General features: G+C 62.2%; 22 protein-coding genes. 8 read left to right on the top strand and 14 right to left on the bottom strand.

Translation table 11 applies throughout. The features are described 5' to 3' along the window. Positions 1-23 precede the first annotated feature (23 nt). Positions 24-827 (top strand): transglutaminase family protein, encoded by an 804-nt coding sequence (locus tag M0D66_RS18590; protein ID WP_093639725.1) that lies wholly within the window; start codon positions 24-26, stop codon positions 825-827. 105 nt (positions 828-932) lie between these two features. Further along, complete coding sequence (locus tag M0D66_RS18585; RefSeq protein ID WP_211703262.1) at positions 933-1,247, top strand: hypothetical protein; 315 nt, start codon at positions 933-935, stop codon at positions 1,245-1,247. A 60-nt stretch (positions 1,248-1,307) separates the two neighbouring features. Here the strand turns inward: M0D66_RS18585 and M0D66_RS18580 are convergent, their stop codons facing one another. From M0D66_RS18580 to M0D66_RS18550, 7 genes are all read right to left on the bottom strand, one after another. Then, positions 1,308-2,264 carry a spore coat U domain-containing protein gene (locus M0D66_RS18580; RefSeq protein ID WP_200651605.1) on the bottom strand — a complete coding sequence of 319 codons (957 nt, stop codon included), beginning with the start codon at positions 2,262-2,264 and terminating at the stop codon, positions 1,308-1,310. Next, complete coding sequence (locus tag M0D66_RS18575) at positions 2,261-4,672, bottom strand: fimbria/pilus outer membrane usher protein (RefSeq protein ID WP_266211101.1); 2,412 nt, start codon at positions 4,670-4,672, stop codon at positions 2,261-2,263. Before M0D66_RS18575 ends, M0D66_RS18580 begins: the two co-directional genes overlap by 4 nt. Positions 4,673-4,781: 109 nt before the next feature. Next, positions 4,782-5,489, bottom strand: a complete 708-nt coding sequence (locus tag M0D66_RS18570; RefSeq protein WP_266211163.1) for a molecular chaperone — start codon at positions 5,487-5,489, stop codon at positions 4,782-4,784. Positions 5,490-5,584: 95 nt separating this feature from the next. Further along, complete coding sequence (locus M0D66_RS18565) at positions 5,585-6,067, bottom strand: spore coat U domain-containing protein (protein ID WP_093639731.1); 483 nt, start codon at positions 6,065-6,067, stop codon at positions 5,585-5,587. A gap of 513 nt (positions 6,068-6,580) precedes the next feature. After that, positions 6,581-7,789 (bottom strand): MFS transporter, encoded by a 1,209-nt coding sequence (locus M0D66_RS18560; protein WP_200651606.1) that lies wholly within the window; start codon positions 7,787-7,789, stop codon positions 6,581-6,583. 61 nt (positions 7,790-7,850) lie between these two features. Continuing rightward, complete coding sequence (locus M0D66_RS18555; RefSeq protein ID WP_093639737.1) at positions 7,851-8,336, bottom strand: VOC family protein; 486 nt, start codon at positions 8,334-8,336, stop codon at positions 7,851-7,853. A gap of 149 nt (positions 8,337-8,485) precedes the next feature. Further along, positions 8,486-10,126: an SH3 domain-containing C40 family peptidase gene (locus M0D66_RS18550; RefSeq protein ID WP_200651607.1), complete on the bottom strand. Its 1,641-nt coding sequence runs from the start codon at positions 10,124-10,126 to the stop codon at positions 8,486-8,488. A gap of 233 nt (positions 10,127-10,359) precedes the next feature. On the opposite strand from M0D66_RS18550, the gene M0D66_RS18545 reads away from it, so the two are divergent. The 5 genes from M0D66_RS18545 to M0D66_RS18525 all read left to right on the top strand — a co-directional run bounded on the left by M0D66_RS18545 (position 10,360) and on the right by M0D66_RS18525 (position 14,115). Next, entirely contained in the window at positions 10,360-10,782 is a 423-nt protein-coding gene (locus M0D66_RS18545; RefSeq protein WP_093639496.1) for a molybdopterin-binding protein, read from the top strand. Between the two features lie 179 nt (positions 10,783-10,961). Further along, positions 10,962-11,462, top strand: coding sequence for a GAF domain-containing protein (locus M0D66_RS18540; RefSeq protein WP_200651608.1), 501 nt, complete (start codon positions 10,962-10,964; stop codon positions 11,460-11,462). Between the two features lie 172 nt (positions 11,463-11,634). Further along, on the top strand, positions 11,635-12,711 hold the full coding sequence (locus M0D66_RS18535) for an aromatic ring-hydroxylating dioxygenase subunit alpha (RefSeq protein ID WP_200651609.1): 1,077 nt from the start codon (positions 11,635-11,637) through the stop codon (positions 12,709-12,711). A 49-nt stretch (positions 12,712-12,760) separates the two neighbouring features. Further along, the gene (locus tag M0D66_RS18530) at positions 12,761-12,928 is read left to right on the top strand and encodes a rubredoxin (RefSeq protein WP_093639504.1); all 168 of its coding nucleotides are present in this window, start codon (positions 12,761-12,763) and stop codon (positions 12,926-12,928) included. Further along, entirely contained in the window at positions 12,925-14,115 is a 1,191-nt protein-coding gene (locus M0D66_RS18525; protein ID WP_266211100.1) for an NAD(P)/FAD-dependent oxidoreductase, read from the top strand. Before M0D66_RS18530 ends, M0D66_RS18525 begins: the two co-directional genes overlap by 4 nt. A 159-nt stretch (positions 14,116-14,274) precedes the next feature. Here the strand turns inward: M0D66_RS18525 and M0D66_RS18520 are convergent, their stop codons facing one another. Then, positions 14,275-15,195: a LysR family transcriptional regulator gene (locus M0D66_RS18520; protein ID WP_200651611.1), complete on the bottom strand. Its 921-nt coding sequence runs from the start codon at positions 15,193-15,195 to the stop codon at positions 14,275-14,277. Positions 15,196-15,625: 430 nt separating this feature from the next. Between M0D66_RS18520 and M0D66_RS18515 the strand changes: the two genes are divergently transcribed. Next, complete coding sequence (locus M0D66_RS18515) at positions 15,626-17,335, top strand: bifunctional diguanylate cyclase/phosphodiesterase (protein WP_200651612.1); 1,710 nt, start codon at positions 15,626-15,628, stop codon at positions 17,333-17,335. A gap of 168 nt (positions 17,336-17,503) precedes the next feature. On the opposite strand, the gene M0D66_RS18510 is transcribed toward M0D66_RS18515, so the two are convergent. The 6 genes from M0D66_RS18510 to M0D66_RS18485 all read right to left on the bottom strand — a co-directional run bounded on the left by M0D66_RS18510 (position 17,504) and on the right by M0D66_RS18485 (position 23,369). Beyond that, complete coding sequence (locus M0D66_RS18510) at positions 17,504-18,013, bottom strand: phasin family protein (RefSeq protein WP_093639516.1); 510 nt, start codon at positions 18,011-18,013, stop codon at positions 17,504-17,506. Between the two features lie 191 nt (positions 18,014-18,204). Further along, positions 18,205-19,302, bottom strand: coding sequence for a PHB depolymerase family esterase (locus M0D66_RS18505; RefSeq protein ID WP_200651613.1), 1,098 nt, complete (start codon positions 19,300-19,302; stop codon positions 18,205-18,207). A 106-nt stretch (positions 19,303-19,408) separates the two neighbouring features. After that, positions 19,409-19,834 carry a CopG family transcriptional regulator gene (locus M0D66_RS18500; RefSeq protein ID WP_093639522.1) on the bottom strand — a complete coding sequence of 142 codons (426 nt, stop codon included), beginning with the start codon at positions 19,832-19,834 and terminating at the stop codon, positions 19,409-19,411. 456 nt (positions 19,835-20,290) lie between these two features. Continuing rightward, entirely contained in the window at positions 20,291-20,992 is a 702-nt protein-coding gene (locus M0D66_RS18495; RefSeq protein ID WP_093639525.1) for a hypothetical protein, read from the bottom strand. A 268-nt stretch (positions 20,993-21,260) separates the two neighbouring features. Further along, positions 21,261-22,730, bottom strand: coding sequence for a ribonuclease G (gene rng, locus M0D66_RS18490; RefSeq protein ID WP_093639528.1), 1,470 nt, complete (start codon positions 22,728-22,730; stop codon positions 21,261-21,263). A 9-nt stretch (positions 22,731-22,739) separates the two neighbouring features. Next, positions 22,740-23,369 carry a nucleoside triphosphate pyrophosphatase gene (locus M0D66_RS18485; protein WP_200651614.1) on the bottom strand — a complete coding sequence of 210 codons (630 nt, stop codon included), beginning with the start codon at positions 23,367-23,369 and terminating at the stop codon, positions 22,740-22,742. Between the last annotated feature and the right edge of the window lie 32 nt (positions 23,370-23,401).

The following is a 23,401-nucleotide window of genomic DNA, read 5'->3' as shown; positions in this document are numbered from 1 at the left end:
TTCAACTGGAAGAGGGCGTCGCGATGAAATTGCGCGTTGGCTACGAGCTGGTCTATGAGTGTGTGCAACCGACGCCGATGATGCTGATGTTGAACACGCACTATTCGCACGCGAAGGAAGTGCTGAGTCCGGATTTGCTGGCGGTCAATCCGCCGGTGCCGATCAGCCAGTATCGCGACGGCTTCGGCAATCTGTGCAGCCGGATCGTGGCGCCGCAGGGGTTGATAGAGTTTTCGACGAGCGCGGTGCTCGAGGTGTCGTCCGAGCCTGAGCGGCGGCCGCCGCTGACCGAGCAGCATCCGGTAGAGGCATTGCCTGACGATACCTTGGTGTTTCTGCTGGGCAGCCGATATTGCGAAACTGATTTGCTATCCGAATTTGCGTGGCAGACCTTCGGCAAGATGCCGCTCGGGCGCGGGCGCGTGGATGCAATCTGCAACTACGTGCACGAGCATATTGTGTTTGGCTACGACTTCGCGCGGCCGACCAAGACCGCGTGGCAGGCGTGGCAAGAGAGGAAGGGCGTGTGCCGGGATTTCGCGCATCTGGCCGTGGCGCTGTGCCGGGCGATGAATATCCCCGCGCGCTATTGCACGGGCTATATCAGCGATGTCGGCACACCGCCGCCCTACGCGACGATGGATTTTGCCGCGTGGTTCGAAGCCTATGTTGGCGGCTGCTGGCAGACCTTCGATCCGCGGAATAATGTGCCGCGCACGGGGCGGGTGTTGATGGCTCGGGGAAGAGATGCGGCTGACGTCGCGATCAGTAATGCGTTTGGGGCGACGCAGTTAATGAAGTTCGATGTTGTCTGTGAGGCGCTATAGATTTTTCTGCCGCTAAAGGCCTAAAAAAGCCTAAAGTTTTTCGCGTGAAATGCCGAAAAAACCGGAATCTCTACTCGCGCCGCGAGCCGATTCCGGACCGATATGATGCCCCGCAACACAGCCACCACGTTAGCGGCAATCCTGCTGGCAGTGCCAGCGTCAAAAGCATGCCCAACGGAGCTGGCTTCGATCCCGGTCAGTCTGACCGTGCAGGAAACCTGCGTCATCCAGTCGGTGGACGCGGCCATTACCGTTGCGAATCAACCGGCGGTTTCCTGTCTGCACGGGGCGCCATTCCAGATATCCCAGGTCGCATTCGACCCCGCCGCGTCGGACGAAACAACGCGAAATCAGGCGCAGCCGGTTCAATTCGTCGCCGCCCACGGCGCCCGGCAAACGATCTGGACGATCAACTTCTAGAAATCGTCCTTCGCCCGTTACGCGGGCGATCCCTCGGCCGGCAGATCCAGTGCCCAAATATCAAAAGCTGATTGTCGCGGTAATCGTGTCGCTGTAATTGCCGGGCATCGGCGTTGTCTGCGCCGGTACGCGGCCGTACACCGTGATCGACACCGCATTGCCACTGCCCGTGCCCGTTGCCATCGTCGTGCCCGCGGTGCCGTCACCCCATGCGCTCGTGTGGGCGGGGTCCGTGTAAAGCTGGTAGTTCACCGCGCCGCCACCGCCCGCGCGCTGCATCTGGCGTGCCGCGACGCTGCCGCTCGACCCGCTGCTGAGCGCGATCTGATACGCGTCGCCGTTCGTGCAGCGCGCCGTGATCGCACCGCTCGCGTTTAACGCCGAACTCAGCACGCCCGTCGATGTGAAAGCGACGTTGGTCGCGCTGATCAGGCAGTTGTTCACCACCGTCGCGCTGGCCGTGAAGCCGAAGCTGCCGGCGCTCGTTGTCAGCGCGGCGCAGCCTGGTGCGAGCAGCAAGAAAAAACCATAGGTGAGCGAAGTCTGGCTCAAGGTCTGCGAGTACGTGGTGCTGGCGTTGCCGGTCGTGGGTACAGTTGGCTGATTGGCGGTGATCTGGCCGTAGAAGTTCACGGATGTCGTCGCGGTATTGCCGGTGACCGGCTTGTTGAGAGTCACCGAAATCGGTGTGGTGCCGAGCGTCGTCGAGCCCCATGGGAGCGAAAGGGCGGCGTCCTGATACAGGTTGTATTGCAACTGGTTGGCGCCGATCGTCAGCGCACGTGGGGTCGTGCCGCCCATGTTCAGACACACCTGCACGCTCGGCGTCAGCGTAACCGCAGGCCACGTGCACGAAATGCTGACTGTGCCGGTCGCAGCCACGGCGCTCAAGCCGATCGGGCTGACGTTGCCGAAGCTCAACGCCGACGGGCTCGCCGTACAGGTTTGCGCACTCGCACGCTGCGGCAACACGCCGAGCAGCGTGCATAGGGCGAGGAGCAGGACGAGCCGTCTCATCGCGTTGCCGCCGTGCCGGCAGCGGCTGTACTGCCGCACGTCAACGGTCCGAGCGTCGGCAGCGAGCCGTCGGCCGGACGCTGGTAGGCGAACTCGACGCTGCAATGGGTGGAGCCGGTGTCGATCTCGAGATGATTGTCGCGCTGCAGATTCTCGATGAAGGTCAGGCCGTCGTAGCCGACGATCGTATCGCCGCCGCTTTCGACGTGATGCACGCGTGTGCCCGGCGGTAGCAGCTTGCCGTCGGCGCCGCGCAGAATCACCGAAGCAGCGCTGTAGCGCGTCACGGGAAAATTCGCCAGCACGCCCGTCAGCGACTTCGGTACGAGATCCATGGAGGTCGTGGCGATGCGCGCGTCGGCAGGCAGGTTCATGCTGTCGATCGCGACTTGGTTGTGCTGGTACGCGTTCAGGTCCGGTATCAGCAGATGGCCGTTGCGGTCGGTCGTGCCGATCACGCGATTTTCGTGCAGCACCGGCACGCCCGCGACGCCGTCGGTGGACACCAGCGCGAAGCCGTCGTCGATCCGCCGCGCCGGCTGGATGCTGTGATCCATCAGCACGATCGCGCCGCTTACGTCGAGCGAGGCATTCGCATGCCGGTCGACGTCCTGCGCGAGCGCCGTCACCTCGCCGTAGTTGCCGAGATACTGCGCCTGCGCCTGGCGGTACGGCACCGCGCCCGAGCCGCCCGCCTGCACGCCCCAACCCCAGCCGCCGGCATAGTCGGGTGGGCGCTGCGCATTGAGGTTGTAGGTCGACTGGCCGTTCTGACGGCCGACACTGGCATTGATCGCGGTGTTGTTGCCGAGGCCGAAGCTCGCGGTCAGAAATACGCCTTGCGCGTTGTGCTGCAGAAAGTCCTTGTAAGTGCTGAGCGTGAGCGAGGCCAGATTGCCGAAGTTCAGCGTGTACGAGAGCGAGCCGATCCGCGAGGCAGGAATGCCCGGGAAACGGTAGCCGATGTAGCTGACCGACACAGTCTGGCGGCTGAAGAAGGGTAGCGCCAGCGTCACGCGGTCGGTCGCGGTGGGCACCGGTGTGCCGTCGCGCGCGGCCAGGTCGCCGTAGTTGCCATAGGCGCGCAGCGTCTGCGCATCGATCGAAAAGTGCGGCTCGATCAGCTGATAGCCGAGACCGAGCTGGGTGCCGGTCAGCTTGCCGGCGCTCGCGGACAATGAACCGTTGATCACGCCGGCCATGCCCATGCGCACCAGCGCACCGGCCCCCGCATTGACGAGGCCGCCGGTGGCTTCCGCATGCCCTTCGAGTGTCAGCGTGTCGCTCATGCCGCGCCGTGCTGTGGCGCTGACCGCCGGGCGCGGATCGTAGGAAAACGAATCGATGCCGTACGCGCGGCGCAGAAATCCCGCTTCGAACGAATAGCTCGACAGGCCCGCTGCCAGCATGCGCGTATCGACGTAGAGCGGCAGCGAAGTCGAAATGGTGCGGCCGAGCGCGTCGTGCGTAATGACCGTCGCCACGCCCGCGCCGGTGATGCCCGGCACGTTGTTGACGATGAACGGCCCACTCGGCACATTGCCGCTGAATTGCCGCACATTGTTGATGTACAGATCCACCGCAGACGGCACGACGGCCGTGCCCGAGAGTGCTGGTACCGGAAACGTCACAAGGTCGGGGCGCAGCGCAAAGTTGCTGCGCCACTGGAAGCCGCCGATGCGTATCGAACGGCTCCAGTCGAGCGAGGACGAAATGGTGTCGCCGAACTGCGTGGTGCTGAGCGTGGCCGGATTCGAGGTGCTCCACGCGGTGTCGTAGCGCACGTAGCGATGCAGATCGCGGTATAGATACGCGATACCGGTATTGCTCAGTACACCGGACGGGTCGAAGTAGCGCTCCTCGCTCCACAGGGCGAACTGCGCATTGGTGTCCGTTTGCACGAACGCGTCGTAGTTGATCAGAAAGCCGCGCGATGCGGCGGCGTTCGGCGTTTGCGCTAACTCGCGCGTATCGAACGTGTACGGCTTGCGGATCGCGTCGGGCACCTGCAGATCGATGGTCTGGAGCGACGCGTCGTATTCGTAGCGCAGGCCCGGGATCTGGTCGAGTTCGATCGATGCGGTGTCGGCGGCGCCGAGCTTGTCGGTGGCAATGCCGATTTCGCTCAGGTCTTTCCCCGTGGCGCTGAGCCGGCCGCCGATGTCGCGAAAGTGCGCGATCAACGAGGTGCGCTGGCCGTTGAGCATGACTTCAAGATACAGATCACGGCCTGCCGCGGCGTCCGGCGCGGTCTTTGCCGCGATACGTTCGGCAGAGGCCTGACCGGAGGCTGGCGGCGCCATCGCTTGCGCGCCCGCCCGATTCACGCTCAGCAAATTCAGCGTTGCCGCGAGCGTGACGGCATGCAGTCTCCATCCATGGCGTATTCGCCGTCGTGTCATTCTCATTGATTGCGTGGCGGTGCATCATGTGTGTTCCTGGCGACCCCGGCGCGATCTTGATCGGCCTTGCGTGCCTTTCGTCAGCACGTGTGTCGGCCCTTGAACCCTCGTGTGTTCACTCGACATTCACCGTCGCTTCAGCCGGCAGCGAATTGACCGCGGCACGTACCTTCAGCGGGCCGTTCTGGCCGGCGTTATCCGGCAGCGTGACCGGCCAGTGGCGTTCGCGGCCGGCCAGCGCGTAGCCAAGCAATCCTCTGTTGATCACGTAGGCGTTTCCTGCGTTGTCGATCAATTGCACGGCGGCGATCTGCGCGCGCTTTTTGCCCGCGTTGTCGACGCGCAGCAGCCAGCCTTGCGCGCCGCGTGACAGATGCCAGGACAGCTTCGGCTGACCGATGTCGACGGACGGCTCGACGAACACCGGCACCGAGTAGCGCAGACGGATCGTCACGCCGCTGGTGGGCGCGGCATCAGGCTCGGGCAACTCGTCGATCAGCACGCGGTAGCCCTGTTCAGCATTCGATGGCTGCGCAGTCGTGCGCACCAGCCTCACCAACTGATCGGCATGCGCGCCGATCTGGATCAGCGGTGGGCTTGCGACCAGATCCTGAGTGGGCGTGAGCGTGTCTTCGCCGCTTGCCTGATCCCAGCGGAACACGCGAACCTGGCCAAACAGCGGCTTCTCGCCGGGGTTCTTCAACGTGATGCCGGTCGCGTTGGCATCCGCCGACATGTCGACCATCACCGGCGAAATTTGCAGCGTCGCGGCCTGCGCGGGTGGGGCCGTCAGACACCATGCGAATGCGCTTGCCGTCAGCAGGCGAAGAGGTCCGTTTATGGCGCCCGCGAAGGGCGTGTTTGCAGACCACGTCCTTGCGAATCGCGTCCGTGCAGACCGCGTCCTTACTGACCGTATCAAAAGTAGACCGTGGCAGTGATGGTGGTCTGATAGGTGTCAGGTTTCGGGGTAGTCTGCGCCGGCACCTGGCCGTACACGACAATCGATTGCGCCGAGCCAGTGCCGGTGCCGCTGGCTGTGTTGGTGCCTTGCGTGTTGCCCCACAGGGTCGTATGGCCCGCATCCTGATACAGCTGGAACCCGACGGTGGTGGCGGTATTGCCGGTGGCCGTGCCGGCCATCAAACGGCTCGTTACGGTGGAGCCGGTGACCGTACCGGCGTCGAGCCCGACGTTGTACGGCGTGGTGTTGGTGCAGGTCACGGCGACCGTGGTCTGCTGGTTGATCGCGGTGCCGAGCACACCGTTGCTGCCGAAGTTCAGCGGGTTGGCGCTGATCGAGCAGTTGGCGTTCAACGTGAGCGTGACGGTGAAGGTGGTGACGGCGGTGCCGTTCGAATAGGTGGCGGCGCGCGCGAGCTGTAGAGGCAAACCGAACATCAAAGCGACGATGAGGCTGGACGACAGCAGTTTTTGTTTCATTACGAGACCTCGCAAACCGACAGGACGCGGATTTTCCAATTGCGCGGGCAGTTTGAAATTTCACTGGCTAGATTGTCGGTCTATTTGCCGGATATTTCAGTGGAGCGTAATTGTGTTATGCAATGACCATCGCAATTGATGAAATTAAGTCTACACCAGACTTTCTTCATAATACAAATTGTTGTGTTGGGAAATTTATTCGAAATATCTGGCGTGGGCAGTGTGGGCGAAGCAGGGAAATTGAGGAATTAGGAAATTATTTCTATGTGCAGGTTCGGGAAAATACCTAATTCAGGTAGTTTTTTCTAATAAATGCGAATATTTTTTGATGTGCGGAATTTGCATGATTGTGTGCGTTGAGTGGCCTATTTAATGCTAATTGACTTATTTGAAATTCGCGCGATTAAATCTCCGGCTGGTGTAAATGTCACGCAATGTTAATTATTGCTTTCAGTCAGCGCGTGCGCGGCGTCATTCGCCAAGCGCGAGCACGCGCTTGCGCCGCAACAGCGCCGAGCCGATCGACACCGTCACGCCGATGCAGCCCATCGCGACCGAAAGCGCCACGATCAGCAGGCCGGTTTGTGCCCGTGCGGAAAACACACCGACCAGCAAGCCCGCGAGTGGTTGCGTCATGTTGTTCAACAGGATCACCACGCCGGTTGTCTTGCCGTAGTCCTCGGGCGGAATGATTTTCTGCCGTGCGCTGCGGATGTAGACGTTGAACATCTTGTCGAAGCCGACAATCAGCAGGAAGCCGAGCGCATAACCCCAGGGCGCGGCGCTCGCGCCGGCGATCACGCCGCCGGCACAGATTGAAATGAAGGCGACCCGGCCGAGTGTCTGCGCAGGCCAGGCGTTGCGTGCGATCGTCAGGAGAATCAACACCGTCGCCACGGCGCCCGCGGTTTGCAGGCCAGCATAGTAACGGTTCGATTGTGCGTGAAAGCCGGTCACCATCGCGGCGGATGTCGCGAGCGTCACGCCGATCACCAGGTTTTCGGCGGCGGCGAGCAGCACGACTTTTTTCAGACCGGGCAGCATCAGCACATGGCGCAACGCGGTGCGCAGGGGCATCGTCCAGTGACCGGGTGCAGCGCGAGGTGGATCGCCGGCGCGGAAACCGCTGGTGCGTTGCCACAGCAGCAGCGCCCCATCGGCAAACAGAAACAGCACGCCGGTTGCACCGACCACCCATTCCCAGCGCCACAAGCCGAGCAGCAGTGCGGCCAGCATCGGGCCGAGTACGAAACCCAACTGGTCGGCCAACTGCGAGTAGGCGAGGACACGCTGGAATTGCTGTGTGCTGAAGATTTGCGGCAGCATCACTTCGCGTGCGACCAATCCTTGGCTCGTGAGTACACCGCACAAGGCCGACAGCGCGATCAACCAGCCGATGCCGCCAAACAGCACATACGCCAGCACGCCACCGAAACACACCAGTGCCCGTACGGTCTGGCTCACGCGCATCAGCTTGAGCGGCGAGATGCGGTCGCACAAGGCGCCGAAGAAAGGAAAGACCAGGTAGCGCGGCAGGGTTTCGATAAAAAACGCGAGCCCCGACCACGAGACCTGGTGCGTCGTCTGAAACACGACGAGTGGAACGAGGAACAGCAGGACCTGATCGGCGAGACGCGCGACAAACAGCGAGCAGAAGAAAGCCTGATGGTTGACACGCACCGTTCATGTCCCGCCGTTTATGGGTCGAGACCGATCCTATCAAAGATCGAAGGGCCCCAACTTATTGCTTGCCGCACTCCGCGCCTTGCATCCCCTGCATGCCTTCCTGAATCTGTTCCGGCGTCAGGTCGCGCTTGTGCGTGGCGAGCGACCAGCTGTGGCCGAACGGGTCCTTCAACTGACCGTAGCGGTCGCCCCAGAACATGTCGGCAGGCGGCATGACGACGGTCGCGCCGGCCTCGACGGCCTGCTTGAAACTGGCGTCGACATCCTCGACGTAGTAGTGAATCGTGACCGGCGTGCCTTTCAGCGCGTTCGGGCCCAGCGCGTTGTGGTCGGGCCATTCGTCGGTCAGCATCAGCATGGAGTCGCCGATCTTCAGGCTGGCGTGCATCACTTTGCCGCCGGGACCGGGCAGACGGTGTTGCTCGACGGCGTTGAAAGCCTTGATGTAGAACGCGATGGCTTCCGCGGCGTTGGCGCAAATCAGATACGGGGTAAGCGAGTGCATCCCGTCCGGGATCGGTTTGACAGCAGGGCTGGACATGACGGCGACTCCTTGAATTAACAGGTTCGTGAGTTGAAAGACCGGCTGCGCGAGCCAGGCCTTCAACGTTACGACGAGTGGATCACCGTCGAATCGACACTCCGGGAAAAATATTTTTTGAGCACGCCCGTGCGGTGTGGTGCGATGAGTCAGCCGGCCGGATTGTCGTCGTCCGGCGGTGCGGCGGGTGAGGAAGGGGTCGCCGGCGTCGCCGCGCCGCCGCCCGGCGCGCCGAGAATGCTGATCTGGAACGTCGGCGTGGCCGCGAGCGATTGCAAGGTCGCGTCTTCCGGGATGTGCTCGAACAGCGGCAGGATCACCGAGCCGCCGATCACCGCGCGCCGGCTATTGTCGGCCGGACGCAAGCCCCACACGTCCTGGTAGACCACCGGCACGGCCATGCCGTTGCGGGTCGTGTTGCCGATGTACAGCATCACATGCCCTCCAATGTAAATCAGCGTGCGTAGCGGTTCACCATGCTGGGCGAGGTAGTCGAGCCGTTGCGCCGGCGTCGACGCGGATAGATCGATCATGCGTCCGGCGCTCATCTGCGTCGACGAATGGCGCGGCAGCCACACGCCGAACGCCGCGAAGATGCTTTGCAGTTCCGACGAACAGTCGTTGTAGAGGCCGCTATTGCCCCAGCCGTACGGCCGGCCGATCAGCGTTTTCATCAGCATTGCCAGATGCCGCGGGGTGGCGGCGAGTGGCGTCGGAGCGATCTGGGCATCGCTCAGTTGGGCGGTGCGGATGATCGCGTGGCCGTCCACATCGCGGGCCGGGACGAGGAGTTTGCGTGCGGCGGTGGCGCTGGCAGCTTCGCTCGCGGGTTTATTTGCCTGAGGTGCCAGCCGCATGGCGTTGTCCGGGGCGAGCGGCAGCAGCGTACCGGCGGGCGCGTCGAAACGGAACACACCGCGGCTGTCGCGCACCGGCGCTGAGGCGACTATCACGGCGCCCAGAGACTTCGCGGTGGCGGCGCGCCACGTGTCGACGAAGGCGTCGTCAGTCAGGCCGACGCCTTCTGTGCGCACCCAGCCTTGCACGTCGGGCGTCTGCACGTAGCGCCACGCGCCGTCGACGCTGCTGCCCAGCACATACAGCGGCGTGCCAGGGCGGACGGCGGAGATCTGCAGGTTGTCGAACGGATAGCCTTCGCCGGCGAGGTGGTGATCGTAGAACGACGGGTCCGTGGTTGGCAGTTCGCGCACCATCAGGTTGCCGGTGGCGATCGCGCGGCGCTCGGGCTGGTAGACGGCCTTCTGCGTGAACTGGCCGACGTCCATGTTTTGCGCAATGGCGTCGATCCATGCCTTATCGTGCGGACGGAAATTCTCGCCGTAGCCGAGCGCCGCACCGCTCTTGCCGGTGTTGTCGAACTTGTCGATGCGGCGCTGCTGCAGCGCGACAATGTCCGCGCCTTGCTGGCGATAGACGCGCATCGCCACGTAAGCGGAATTCCATGGCGACGGCGCGCTCGTGCCGGTGCCGAAATAGCGCGCGTAGAGGGCGCTGAAGTGTGCCTGCTGATCCGCGGGACTCAGGAACGGCTGGTCGTAGCCGGGGTTATCCGGTTCGAGCCAGTGGTCGACGTTCTGGTCGTAGTTGGCGATCGGGAACAGTGCGACGGTGTCGACGCTGGTATGGGCATCTCGGGTCGGCGCTGGATTGCTGCAGGCGGCGAAGGTAGCGGCGGCTGCGAGCGCGGCGCATAGCGTGGCGGCACGGCGGGCCTGCGGCAAGCGGGCGGCGAGGCGTGCGGCAAAGCGGGGCAGAACAGCGACAGGCATGGAGTTCGACGGTGATGGTCCAAGGGCCCGATGATACGGTGTCGCGCGGTGGCCGCGGCGCTATGAGTGTATTTACACAACGCTTATGTGGTTTCATTGGGGTTCGAATCGTCAATAGCGGCTGTGCCATACCGCACTTCACGTGCGAGCGACCACACATGCCGAGCGTTTCCTTACACTCGACACATTGCCTCGAAGCGTCTTTCACGAGGCTCCACAACCAGGAGAACAACATGCAAACCAGCGCACGCAATCAATTCGCCGGCGAAGTCGCCGAAGTCAAACACGGTGCCGTGAACGACGAAGTCACGTTGCGCACCCCGGACGGTCTCGAGATCGTCGCAATCATTACGCACGGCAGTGCGACGTCGCTCGGCCTCGCTGCCGGCAAGAAAGCTTTTGCGCTGGTCAAGGCGTCGTCGGTGATCGTGATGGTCGACGTCGCGAAGAGCCAGGTGTCGGCGCGCAATTGCATCGCCGGTACGGTGTCGGCAGTGACCAAGGGCGCGGTGAATTCGGAAGTGACCATCAGCGCGGGCGGCGCGCAGATCGCCGCGATCATCACCAATGAAAGCGTCGACCGCCTCGGCCTCGCGAGCGGTAAGGCGGCGACGGCGATCTTCAAGGCATCGAGCGTGATCATCGGCGTCGAATGACGATCGATGCATGGCGTTGTTTGCAGGCTTGACGTCTGGACAACGCTTTATCAGGGCGCTCGTGGATCGAACGGAAAGAGGGCAGCATGCGCAGCGCGGCGCGCCGTGAAGGAAACGGCGGCTTGATTTACACTGCACGCCTCGCTCTTCCTCTTTCCGCTTTCATTACGGACGCCGTCATGTTCGAAGTCTCCTCCGCCTCGCATCTCCCCAAAGCCGCGCAATACGAAGAACTGGTCGCCCAGGCGCGCGCGCTGCTCGCCGGCGAAACCGACTGGATCGCCAACGCCGCGAATTTCTCCGCGTTCGTGTTCCATTCCCTGAGCGATCTGAACTGGGCCGGCTTCTACTTCCACGACGGCCGCGAACTGGTGGTCGGACCTTTCCAGGGCAAGCCCGCTTGCGTGCGCATCGCGCTCGGCAAGGGCGTGTGCGGCACGGCGGCGCAAACCCGTCAGACGCAAGTGGTGCGCGACGTGCATGAATTCCCCGGTCATATCGCCTGCGATTCGGCGTCGCAATCGGAAATCGTCGTGCCGCTGGTGGCGGCGGATGGCACGCTGATTGGCGTGTGGGATGTCGACAGCCCGGTCGTCGCGCGCTTCGATGAAGAAGACGCGAAGGGCATGGAAGCACTGTGCGCAGTGTTTATCGAAGCCGCGCTGCCGCGCGCAGCATAGGCGTTTCAGGCGGCGCTGATCCAGTGGTGCGGTGGCACCCTATGCATTTTCATACATAGACTAGATGCATTTCAGGGGATGGGTCGGCGGACCTCATCCCGCTATCGTTCTCTCCACGCGCTCAGGAAAACACATGAGCGCGACGAACCCCCACCAGGTTTTGGAGACATGCATGAGTTCCGCCACCGCTACTGCCACCGCCGCCACCACCAGGCCGCTGACATTCCAACGTTCCCCCGCTTTACCCCGCAATTGCACCTTCGATAGCCACGACTGGGAGATTCTCAGCCGCTACTGGCATCCGGTGGTGTTCGCTGCCGAGGTGACTGACAAACCCATCAGTGTGACGCTGCTCGACGAGCCTCTGGTCGTATTCCGCTCGAACGGCCAGTTGGTAAGCGCGCGCGATATCTGTCCGCATCGCGGCGCGCCGCTCAGCCAGGGGTGGGTCGATAACGGCAATATCGTGTGCCCGTATCACGGCCTCGCGTACGGCAACGACGGCAAGTGCAAGCACATTCCGTCGCAAACGGACGGCCCGATTCCCGAGCGCCTGCATCTTGTCACGTATGCGACGCAGGAAGCGTACGGCCTCGTGTGGGTCTCGCTGGGTGGAGGCACCGAAGCGTTGCCCGCGTTTCCCAACTGGGACGATCCCGACTTCCAGCAGATCCTGCCGCCCTCTATCGATATCAACGCTTCGGCGGGACGTCAGACCGAAGGCTTCATCGACGTCGCGCATTTCGCGTGGATCCACCACGACAGTTTCGCAGACCGGCATAACCCGGTGGTACCGCAGTATTCGGTCGAGCGGCGCGAACGCGGCATGCACGCGGAGTACGTAAGCACGGTCAGCAACTTCCCGAAGTCGATGCAGCATCGCGCACCTGAGGGCTATCTGTGGCATCGCTTCTTCGACGTGGACGTGCCGTTCTTTGCGCGCCTGACCGTGCACTTTCCCGACAACGGCCGCCTGTCGATCCTGAATGCCGCGAGCCCGGTGTCGGCGCGCAAGACCCGTCTGTTCGTGCCGATCGTTCGCAACTTCGATAAGGATTTACCGCTCGAGGACGTCTACGCGTTCAACCGTCAGGTGTTCGAAGAAGACCGTGCGATCGTCGAACAGCAGCGCCCGGAAGATCTGCCGATCGATCGTGCGGCGGAAGCGCCGATTCTCGCGGACCGGTCGTCTGGTGCCTACCGTCGGGCGTTGGCCGAGATCGGCCTCGGCCAGGCCTATGTGCGCTAGTTCGCGGTGCGGGCTCGTGATGGGTGATTGGTGATTCGGGAGAGAAGTCATGAAAGTATGGGAATGCGTGATCTGCGGCTTTCGCTATGACGAAGCACTGGGTCTGCCGGAAGCGGGCATTGCGCCGGGCACGCGTTGGGAAGATGTACCGGACGACTGGTTGTGCCCCGACTGCGCGACCGGCAAACACGACTTTGAAATGCAGGTGATCGCATGACGGCCGCTCAGCATGAAGACAAAGGACAGCCGGTGGTGATCGTCGGTACGGGCATGGCGGGCTATACGGTTGCGCGCGAATTGCGCAAGCTCGATAGCACGGTGCCGATCGTGATGATCAGCCGCGACGACGGCAGCTTCTATTCGAAGCCGATGTTGTCGAATGCACTGGCGATGAAGAAAGAGCCGCAGGCGTTGGCGAGTTGCGACGCCATGGCGATGGCGGCGCAACTGGGCGCGTGGATTCGTGTCAATCAGCGTGTGGAGCGCATTTTGCCGGCCGAGCACACGCTGGTGGTCGACAACGCGTTGCTCGGCTACAGCAAGCTGGTGCTGGCCATGGGCGCGGACCCTCGGCGCCTGAAGGTGGCGGGTGATGGCGCGGCCGACGTGATGTCGATCAACGACCTTGGCGATTACGCGCGCTTCAGATTGGCGCTCACGCGTTGCCGCTCGGTGGCGATTCTGGGCGCGGGTCTGATCGGCTGCGAGTTTGCCAACGATCTGGCCGCCGCCGGTTATGCGGTCAACCTGATCGATCCGGCTTCCACGCCGCTGGCTCGCTTGCTTCCGCAAGATGTGGGTGAGATTTTCGCCCGCGCGCTTGACGATGGCGGCATCCGTTTTCATCCTGGCCGCAGTGTGGATCGTATCAATCGCTTGTCGGACGGTTATCGGCTGACGTTCGCCGACGGTGAGCCGATCGTTGCGGATCTGGTCGTGTCGGCAGTCGGCCTTGTGCCGCGTACGGCGTTGGCGGCTGCTGCGGGTCTCGAGATCGATCAGGGCATTCGAACCGATGCGTGGTGCCGCACCAGCGCACCGGATATCTACGCACTCGGCGACTGTGCCGCGATCGACGGCAAGGTGCAGCCGTATATCCTGCCGATCATGCACGCCGCGCGAGCGCTCGCGCGCACCCTGGCCGGGCAGCCGACCCGCGTCGCTTTTCCGGTGATGCCGATTACCGTGAAGACGCCCGCGAGTCCCGCCGTCGTCGTGACGCCCGAGGGCGAGGGCGCGTGGTCGATCGAAACCACCGGCGACGCCGTGAAACACGCGGCGCGCGCCGTGTGCCGGCATGCCACCAGCGAGCGTCCGTTGGGCTTCGCCTTGCTCGGCGCGGCGATCGAGGGCAAGGCCGCCCTGATCAAGGCCATGACAGAGGGGCCATTAGCGACTAGCTGACCCATAACAACGTTCCGTCTGACCGACCTCACTTTGTGATCGCTCGGTGTTTTAAGGGCCTGTCACCTGCAACACATCCGATGATCGCATTCGCGCCGCAAGCTCTGCTTGCGGCGTTTTTTTGTCTGCTCGAAAGAGGTGCGCGCCCTTGGCGAACGCTTAGGAAGCCAGATCTTTCGCGACGTTGGCTATCAGCCTGCGCAACCAGATCGCGGCGACGCTGCGATGCGTGCGGTCATGCCAGAGTTGATAGTAGGTGAGCGCCTGTGGTTCGCCGGGAATCGGCTCGATCCGCAGCGGCAGCATCCTGGTGTAGTGCGTGGCGAGCGCACGCGTGGTAGTGAACAGCAGATTGGATCGCGCTAAAACGTAGGGCGCCATGCCGAAGTAGGGTAGCGTCGTAGTGACGGTGCGCGACAGACCATTGCGCGCGAGTTCGACGTCGACCGTGCCCCACGACGTCGTGTTGTACGTCATCACCGCCAGATGTTCGGCCTCTTCGTAGACAGGCTTGCTAAGCCGTCCCGGTTTGATGGGATGACCGTTGCGCATCAGGCACACCAGTTCGTCCTTGCACAGCGGCTGCAAATGCAGATGCTCAGGTGGCGTGCGCCAGTTGCCGATCACCAGATCGAGAAAGCCGCTTTCCAGGCCGTGTTCATAGCCGCCGTCCACCATCATCAGATGCCGGAACTCGAGCTTTGCACCCGGCGCTTCGCGATGAAACGCATCGACCACGGCGGGGACGAAGAATGCATCGAGATAATCGGGCGAACCGATCCGAAAGGTCTGGCTGGTGGTGGCCGGATTGAAGGACGAGGTGGGATGCAGAATGGCCGCGATACTGTTTAGCGCCTGCGCCGTGGGTTCGATCAGCGTGAGTGCGTGCGCGGTGAGAACCATCCGGCTGCCGCTGCGGACGAGCAGCGGATCGCCGGTCATGTCGCGCAGTTTGCGCAGCGCCACGCTGACGGTCGGCTGCGATTGTCCGAGCAGCGTTGCGGCGCGCGAGACGCTCGATTCGGTCAGTAGCGTGTGCAGCACCTTGAGAAGGTGCGAATCGATGACTTCCTTGGACATGAAAAACGGGACCCTGTTTCGTGCGGATCCATGCAGTGGGGCAGTGGTTTTGTCGAAGGATCGCGAGCGAAATATATCGACGGATATAGCGGTCGTCAATCCGGCGAAGCCCTGTGCGAAGGCGTCGAAGGCCGGCGCACGTTGAGTCATAGGGCGCGGAGTATCCCGGTAATAGCCAGCGCTTTATGATGCACGCGATGACGGGCGTGCCGCTGCCCGAATCGGGGAATACACCAAGGGAAACGATTGCCGCGAAGAACGTGCGGCTGGTGCGGTGGACCCGGCCAGGAAAGCCGCTATCATACGAACGTTACCCGGCGGATCGGACCGAAACCGCCGGGTTTGCCGGTTGCGCGGTGCGCGTCAGGAGAGACGCTCATCCGCTTTCCTCATTCGCTTCTAATATCCAGGAAATTCAAAGGCCGGCGCGATGCAAGTTCACCCCTACGCCGAGACGCGCACACGCGACGCCGCGCTTGCGGCGGCGCCTTACGGCATGTTCATCTGCACAGCCGACGGCACGTTCGACTCCGTCAACGCAGCTTTCGAGAAGCTGACCGGTTTTACCGCCGAAGAATTGATCGGCCGGCGCACTTTTGAGTCCTTGCTCGACCCGGCCGAACTCGCGAGGCGGCGCGCCGAATTGCCGCCGCTGTCGGCGCTAGGCTCACGCTATGAAGACGAATGGTCCTATGTGCGGCGCAACGGCACACCGATTCGCGTGGTGTTCGCGCTGGCGCCGCTCGCCGCCGAGCCGGCACATCCCGGTGGTGTAGACACGGGGCCGGCCCGTTATGTCGGCATTGCCATCGACATGACGCGCTACGCGCAGTCCGAGGCGCGCCTGTGGTACGTCTCGCATCACGACGGCGTGACCCGCCTGCCCAATCAGACGCTTTTCACCGAACGCCTCGAGTTGACGATCGCGCGCTGCCAGCGCAACGGCGATGGCTTTACCGTGTTGATCGCGGAACTCGATCATTTGCGCAAACTGCGCGATGCGCTCGGTTTGCATGCGGCTGAACTGGTGTTGCAGATCGTCGGCGAACGGCTGCGCGGTCTCTTTCCCAACGACGGTACGATCGCCTCGATCGGCGGCACGCAATTCGCGCTGCTGATCAACGAAACCGGCGCGGCGGCCGATGCTTTTGCCGCTGAGGCGCTGGGCCGCATCGCCGAATCGATCGACTACGCGGGTACCGCGCTGAACATCACGGCGAGTATCGGCGTCGTCGCCTATCCTGCGGACGGCGCCGATGCCCCGACGCTGATGCGTCGCGCGGGTGTGGCGTTGTCGGCGGCTTCGGCGGTGAACGGCAATGCAGTGCGGCGCTTTTCCACCGCGCTCGAAGGCCAGGCGGCGCGACGCTTCGAACTGGAGACGATGCTGCGCGAAGCGCTCGAGCGTCAGCAATTGCACCTCGTGTATCAGCCGCAGGTGACGCTTTCCAATGGCCGCATCGCGCAGGTGGAGACGCTGCTGCGCTGGAATCATCCGCAGCGTGGGCTGATCAGTCCGGTCGAGTTCGTACCGGTTGCTGAAGAGTCGGGCCTGATCGAGCAGATCGGCGAGTGGGTGATCCGTACCGCGTGCCGCGACGCCGGCAAATTGTTGCGGCTCACCGGCACCTTGCCGCGGGTCGCGGTGAACGTGTCCCCGCAGCAGTTCCAGCGGCACAATCTGTTCGAGACGATCCGCGAGGCGCTCGAAGATGCCGCGCTCGACCCTTCGTACCTTGAAGTGGAAATCACCGAGGGCGTGCTGCTGGGCGACACCGAGCTGGCACTGCAGACGCTGCATGCGTTGCGCGAATTGGGCGTTGAAGTCGCGGTGGATGATTTCGGCACCGGCTATTCGAGTCTCGCTTATCTCACGCGCTTCCCGCTGAATCGCCTGAAAATCGATCGCTCGTTTGTGATGCGCATGAGTACCGATCCGCAGTGCGCGGCGCTCGTTGGCGCCATTATCGCCATGGCTCATGCGTTGAAATTGCGGGTGACGGCTGAAGGTGTGGAGACAGCCGAACAGGCTGCGCAACTGGAAGCGCTCGGCTGCGACGAGGCGCAGGGATTCTGGTTCTCGCGACCCATTACCATCGCAGCGTTGCGCAACTTGCTGAAGCCGTTGGGCACGGGTTGACGATCGGTGGTTGATGTCGGCATCCCGTTGCCAACTTGAAGTCGGTCGCGGTCCTTCAGTCGCCGCAGCGCGCCGTACTTCGCGCAAGACGCGTGTCGCCAAAGCTAACCGGAAAAGAGAAAGGGGCCGAATGGCCCCTTTTCGTCTGCTCGCGTTACGACACGAGACTTATTTTGCTGCGTCGTCTGCGGTGGTGAGCGCTGTGCCGGCCATACCGGATGCGCGCTTGATGCTGTCCTGCACCACATTGCTCGAATGAATCATCGAGGCCATCACGGATTGCATTGCCCCGAATGCGCTATCCGAGCTGAACGGCGTGGTTTGGCCGAAGCCCGAACCGAGTTGCGCCACGTTGGCGCCGAACTCTTCGCGCAGTGATTCGCCTGCCTTGGTCAATGCGGCGGTGAATTGCGCGTCAATTTCTTTGACGTGCTGCGCGTACGACAAGGTACGTTGCACCAGTTGCTGCTGCAAATCGGACACGCCGGCGAACGGCGCGGTGTTGAACTGGCCGGCCGACAATGCGCTCTTGCTTTCGGTGACGGATGCCTTCAGTGCCGCGAGATTGAGTTCGCCGAGCTTTTGCAGACATGCCAGCCCATCGAGCTGCAGGTTGGTGAAGATGTCGAAAGTGCGTTGGCCGAAGGCTGCGCTATGTTCGATCGCGGGGCTGTGCATAAGTGATCTCCAAAGTGACCCGGGGCAGGCGCCCAAAGGATTTCGGAGGCCAGGTCTCACACGAGACAGCAGGTCGACGCGGCGCAGTGATTTTGCTGCGCTGCAACATGAGCCACTTTATACCTTTGCGGCAGGATGTACAGCGTTTTCGTCAAAATGATTCGTCAGTCGAATGGCGCTTACTGTGCGCCTTATGTACGCGGATGCGCGAGGAAGAAGCGCAGCATTTCGGCCGTCGCATCGGGGCCGGATGGGTCCGTGTACGTGCCGCGCTGACTGCCGCCGGCCCATGCGTGGCCCGCGCCATGGATCGACCAGTACTCCGCTTCGGCTCCGTTCGCCGCGACGAACCGTTGCACCGTGCAAGCACGCTGGCCGCTCGCCGTGCCTGCGGCGTGCGACAGCGGGTTGAGTGTCGTGACGCCGCCATCGAAGCCCGCTAAGAGCGCGGTGGCGTTCGAGGGATGCACTGTCGTGTCCGCGTCGCCATGAAACACGATGAGCGGGCGTTGCGGTTCGACGCGTGAGCGGCTGCGATGCGCTTTGCCGCCCTTCATGGCGGCGAGCGCCGAAGGCAGATCCTTCGCGCTTCCGTAGGCGAGGCCGGAATGCACACAGGCCGCGGCGTACAGATCGGGCGAGGTTTTGAGCATGACGTCCGCCATGGCGCCACCTGCCGACAGACCCGCCACATAAACCCGCGCCGGATCGACGCGATAACGCGCCATCACCTCACGCGTGATGCCCGCGATCAACGACGGTTCGCCGTGATCGCGCTGCTGGTCGGCCGGCTTGAACCAGTTCCAGCAGGTCGACGGATTGGCGGCTTGCGACTGATTCGGATACACGACGATGAAGCCATGACGCTCGGCCATTTCGTTCATGCGCGTACCGGCTGCGAAGTCGTCGGCGTTTTGCGTGCAGCCGTGCAGCATCACGATGAGCGGCAACGGTTCGCTCTTGTAGACGGCGGGGACGTAGAGTTTGTATTGGCGTTGGCCCGCGCTGTTGCTGAAGGTGTGGGTGCTGAATGTGCCGGGGGTGTCGGCGTCGAAAGTGCGCTCGGCAGGGGCGTGCGGTGCGGCGTTGGCGTGGGATTGCGGCTGCGTCCACGCTTGTGCCCATTCGTTGACACTCTGCGGCATGGGCGGAGTTTGCACCTTGCCTGCGTCGGCCTTGCTGCCTGCGAGTGCGCGCTGAACCGCGGCGGTCGCTTCCTTCGGCCCCTTTGTGCGCAGCAGGTCGAAGGCTTCTTTCATCGACTTCAGGAAATCTTCATTCATTTTCATGATCGGCAGTGACTGCGTTGACTTACATTGCGCGTGACGGAGTCAGGCGATGAGCTTCACGGCCTCAGCATGGCTTCAACCAACGAATCAGCCATGCCGGGCACGCCTACCTGATGCGTCCGGCGAGCGCCGCCTTGACCGCGGGCGACGCGTGAAACGCGCCGAGCACCATCACCGATGCGATCGTGGCCGCCGCAAGTTCCGGCGGCACATCGGCTGCGATGCTGGCGAGGCCGAGCACGTGAATGTCCAGCCGCTCGTTGGCGGCTTGAGCGGCTTCGAGGTCCTGTTTCGAGAAGTGTTGCAGGCCGAGCACCAGCGCGCGCCGGGTCACCGTTTCCGTGACGACCTGCGCGTGGATGGCGAGCTGGTTGCGGATCGCCGTGCGAATCAGGTCGGTGCGGTTCGAGTAAAAGCCTTCTTCGACGAGCAGGTCGATCTGGCCCAGGTCGATTGGGCCGAGATTGATGGTGATCTTTTCGGTCTCACCGCCTTTGGGGCGGGAGGTGTCGATGAGTTTGAGGTTGGCCATTTCCATTCCGTTCGGCGTTCGTTCAACATCCGTACGCCATCCAAATAACATCCAATGGGATGGTTATACGCGCATCGTTCGAACGGCGTCAATGAGGAAATTGAGGGCCGGGAGAGATGGGGAACAGAAATCCGAGGCTGTTTGCGCGGCAGGCACGGTTTGCGGAAGGGCGTGAGCAAAACCTCAGCCCCCAACGACCCGCGGTGACTGCCGGCTTCGAAGTGACGTGCAGACTATTTCGCCTACTCAAGCAACGTCGACGAGCGGCTGCTTTTGTGGATCGGGTGGGCCTCTGAACGGCAGATCTCGGGGAAGCGGTTTTGCCGGCGGCTCCAGCGGCGGTTCTGGAGGCGTGCTCGAGATGGGCCCGACAGGCGAATCGTCCTTGGCCGGATTGAACCTGACTTGCATGGCAACCTCCATGTGTACCGGAACGTTCAGGGCGCTCAAAGGCGCTTATTTACTATGCCCCTTGCTGGTCCGGGACCCGTGCAGGTATTCCGTGGGCGGAAACCAGAAGAAACATTGGTTTTGCTGGGTAGAAGGCATGCTGCGTATATCGATCGGTGCTGTTATTTTTATATCCTGGGTTTTCGGGAGATCTGCTTTATTCAGACCGCCTAAATAGAAGATCGAGAAAGCGGCTGCGGTTAGCAGGGCCTCAACTACGACGAGGAGATTGATGTTGGAAATATTCTTCGCGCGTTCGTCGTTGATTTTTGCGTTGGTTTCTTGGCGCGCGAGATAATTTTCTATTAATAGTTTTTTAAGCTCGTCTGCCGATGTTATCCCTTGCGCCTGTGCCGCCTGGGGCGATCTGGCTATCGTAGCGTCCCATCCGCGCTTGTATCTATCCAGCTCCGTCGACACTGGAAGGGTTTTGTACGTGTTTCTGTGGAAGAGCGAACCCACTGAGGATCTGAAAAAGTAAAACCCGGATAAAAACAGTAACGCAAAGGTGATCGCCAGAAGCGTAAAAAACAAATAGTCTGCGAGACCATGCGTGTGCCCGATATCGACGTTAGTCAGCAGAAAACTAAGCGCGCCAATAATCGCAGTAACAAGCGTGAGGGATGACTGCAGTCGCGAGTCGATCTTGTCGCGTAAGTCGAGTTCCCGCCAATGCTGGCTTTCGTAGAGATCTTCAGCGTTCAACATGCTGCGCCCCCTTAAATCCGGCACGTTATGACGTTCTTTCCAGACGATCAAGCAGCAGTGCAACGTTCATTGTAGTGAGAGGTTTTCGGTTTTGAATCAACCAAAACCCGGAGAAAGCGCCGCGCCAGGCGTTGAATATCTGCGCGGAAGCTGGACGAGCGTCGCGAGACTCCTTTAAGAAGTCCCGCGAGTGGAGGGGGTTAAATCATTGAGCCGGGAGGCTTCGATCAGGTGGGCTATGAGGCGCCACGGAGCGCCTCGACCGACGTCACATCAACACAATGTCGTACTGCTCCTGGCTCAAATTCGACTCCACCTGCAACGATACCGGCTTGCCGATGAAATCGATCAGCATCGCCAGATGCTGCGATTCTTCCTCGAGGAAAAGATCGATCACCTGCTGCGACGCCACCACGCGAAACTCGCGCGGATTGAACTGCCGCGACTCGCGCAGAATCTCGCGCAGCACGTCGTAGCACACCGTGCGCGAGGTCTTGACCTGTCCCTTGCCCTGGCAAACCGGGCAGGGCTCGCACAGCACATGCGCTAACGATTCACGCGTGCGCTTGCGTGTCATCTCCACGAGTCCGAGCTGCGAGAAACCGTTCACGGTCACGCGCGTGCGATCGCGCGAGAGTGCCTTCTTCAACTCACCAAGCACCTGATCGCGATGCTCGATGTTCTCCATATCGATGAAGTCGATGATGATCACGCCGCCCAGATTGCGCAGCCGCAATTGCCGCGCGATGGTGTGCGCGGCTTCGAGGTTGGTCTTGAAGATCGTATCGTCGAAGTTGCGCGCGCCGACGTAGCCGCCGGTGTTCACGTCGATCGTGGTCATCGCTTCGGTCTGGTCGATCACCAGATAGCCGCCCGACTTCAGATCGACCCGGCGTGACAATGCGCGCTGGATTTCCGCCTCGATGTTGTACAGATCGAAGAGCGGCCGCTCGCCGGTGTAGTGATGCAGCTTCGACGACACCGCCGGCGTGAACTCCGCTGCGAAGTCCGCGAGCATCTGATAGGTCTCGCGCGAGTCGACCTGAATGCGCGAGGTCTCGTCGTTGACGAAATCGCGCAGCACACGTTGTGCGAGATTCAGGTCCTGATATAGCAGGCTGGTCGGCGGCATGCGCTGACCTTGCGAGATGATGGTCGCCCACGTCTTGCGCAGATACGCGACGTCTCCGGCCAATTCTTCGCTGGTTGCATCTTCAGCGATGGTGCGCACGATGTAGCCGCCCTTTTCGTCGGCGGGCAGCACGGCGGTCAAACGCGCACGCACGGCCTCGCGTTCGGCTTCGCTCTCGATCTTCTGCGAGATGCCGATGTGCGGCTCCTGCGGCAGATACACGAGCGTGCGCCCGGCGATACTCACTTGCGTGGACAGCCTTGCACCCTTGGTGCCGATGGGATCCTTCACGACCTGCACCATCAGCGTCTGACCTTCGAAGACGATTTTCTCGATGGGCTGATGCGGCGTTTGATGCTGCGGTTCGCCCGCAATGCGCGGATGCCAGATATCCGCTACGTGGAGGAACGCGGCGCGTTCCAGACCGATGTCGATGAAGGCGGATTGCATGCCCGGCAACACGCGGACGACTTTGCCGAGATAGACATTGCCGACGCGTCCTCGCGACAGCGTTCGTTCGACGTGAAGTTCCTGGACGGCGCCTTGCTGGACGAGCGCGACGCGCGTTTCCTGCGGCGTGACATTGATCAGGATTTCTTCATTCATGGTGTTATTTTAGAAGTCGATGCGCGCTGCACGCAGGAGGGCAGCGGTTTCAAAAAGCGGCAAACCCATGATACCTGAATAGGACCCGTCGATATGTTCGATAAACTCCGCGGCGCGTCCCTGCACGCCGTACGCGCCCGCCTTGCCGAGCGGCTCGCCGCTTGCGGCATAGCGGCGCACGGCGTCCGCTTGCAGTGCAGCAAAACGCACCTTCGATACCGATAGTGCGGCCGGCAGCAACGTGCCCTCCGCGTCGACCACCGCGATGGCCGTCAGCACTTCGTGATCGCGGCCCGCGAGACGCGTGAGCATCGCGACGGCATCGTCGGCATCGACGGGCTTGCCGAGGATCGCGTCGTCGATCGTGACGGTTGTGTCGGCAACCAGGATCGGCCGTGCCGCATGGCCGCCTGCCACGAGACGTGCGCGTGCTGCGTGCGCCTTCGCGATGCACACGCGCTGCACGTAGTCGCGGGCCCGCTCGCCGGGTAGCTCGACTTCGAGCGCTTCGGCATCTTCATCGGGACGCGGCAGGAGCAATTCAAAACGCACGCCGAGTTGTTGCAGCAACTCCTGGCGGCGCGGACTTTGGGAAGCGAGGTAAACGAATGGATGCAGCGAAGGGGCGGACGTGGGCATGAACAGGTCTCGATGAGGCGGGTTGCGTCAAT

This window comes from Paraburkholderia sp. SECH2, from assembly GCF_030464795.1.
GTDB classification, from domain to species: Bacteria; Pseudomonadota; Gammaproteobacteria; order Burkholderiales; family Burkholderiaceae; genus Paraburkholderia; species Paraburkholderia aspalathi.
Note: the sequence above shows the minus strand (reverse complement) of the source record. Positions and strands in the feature narration are given on the sequence as shown.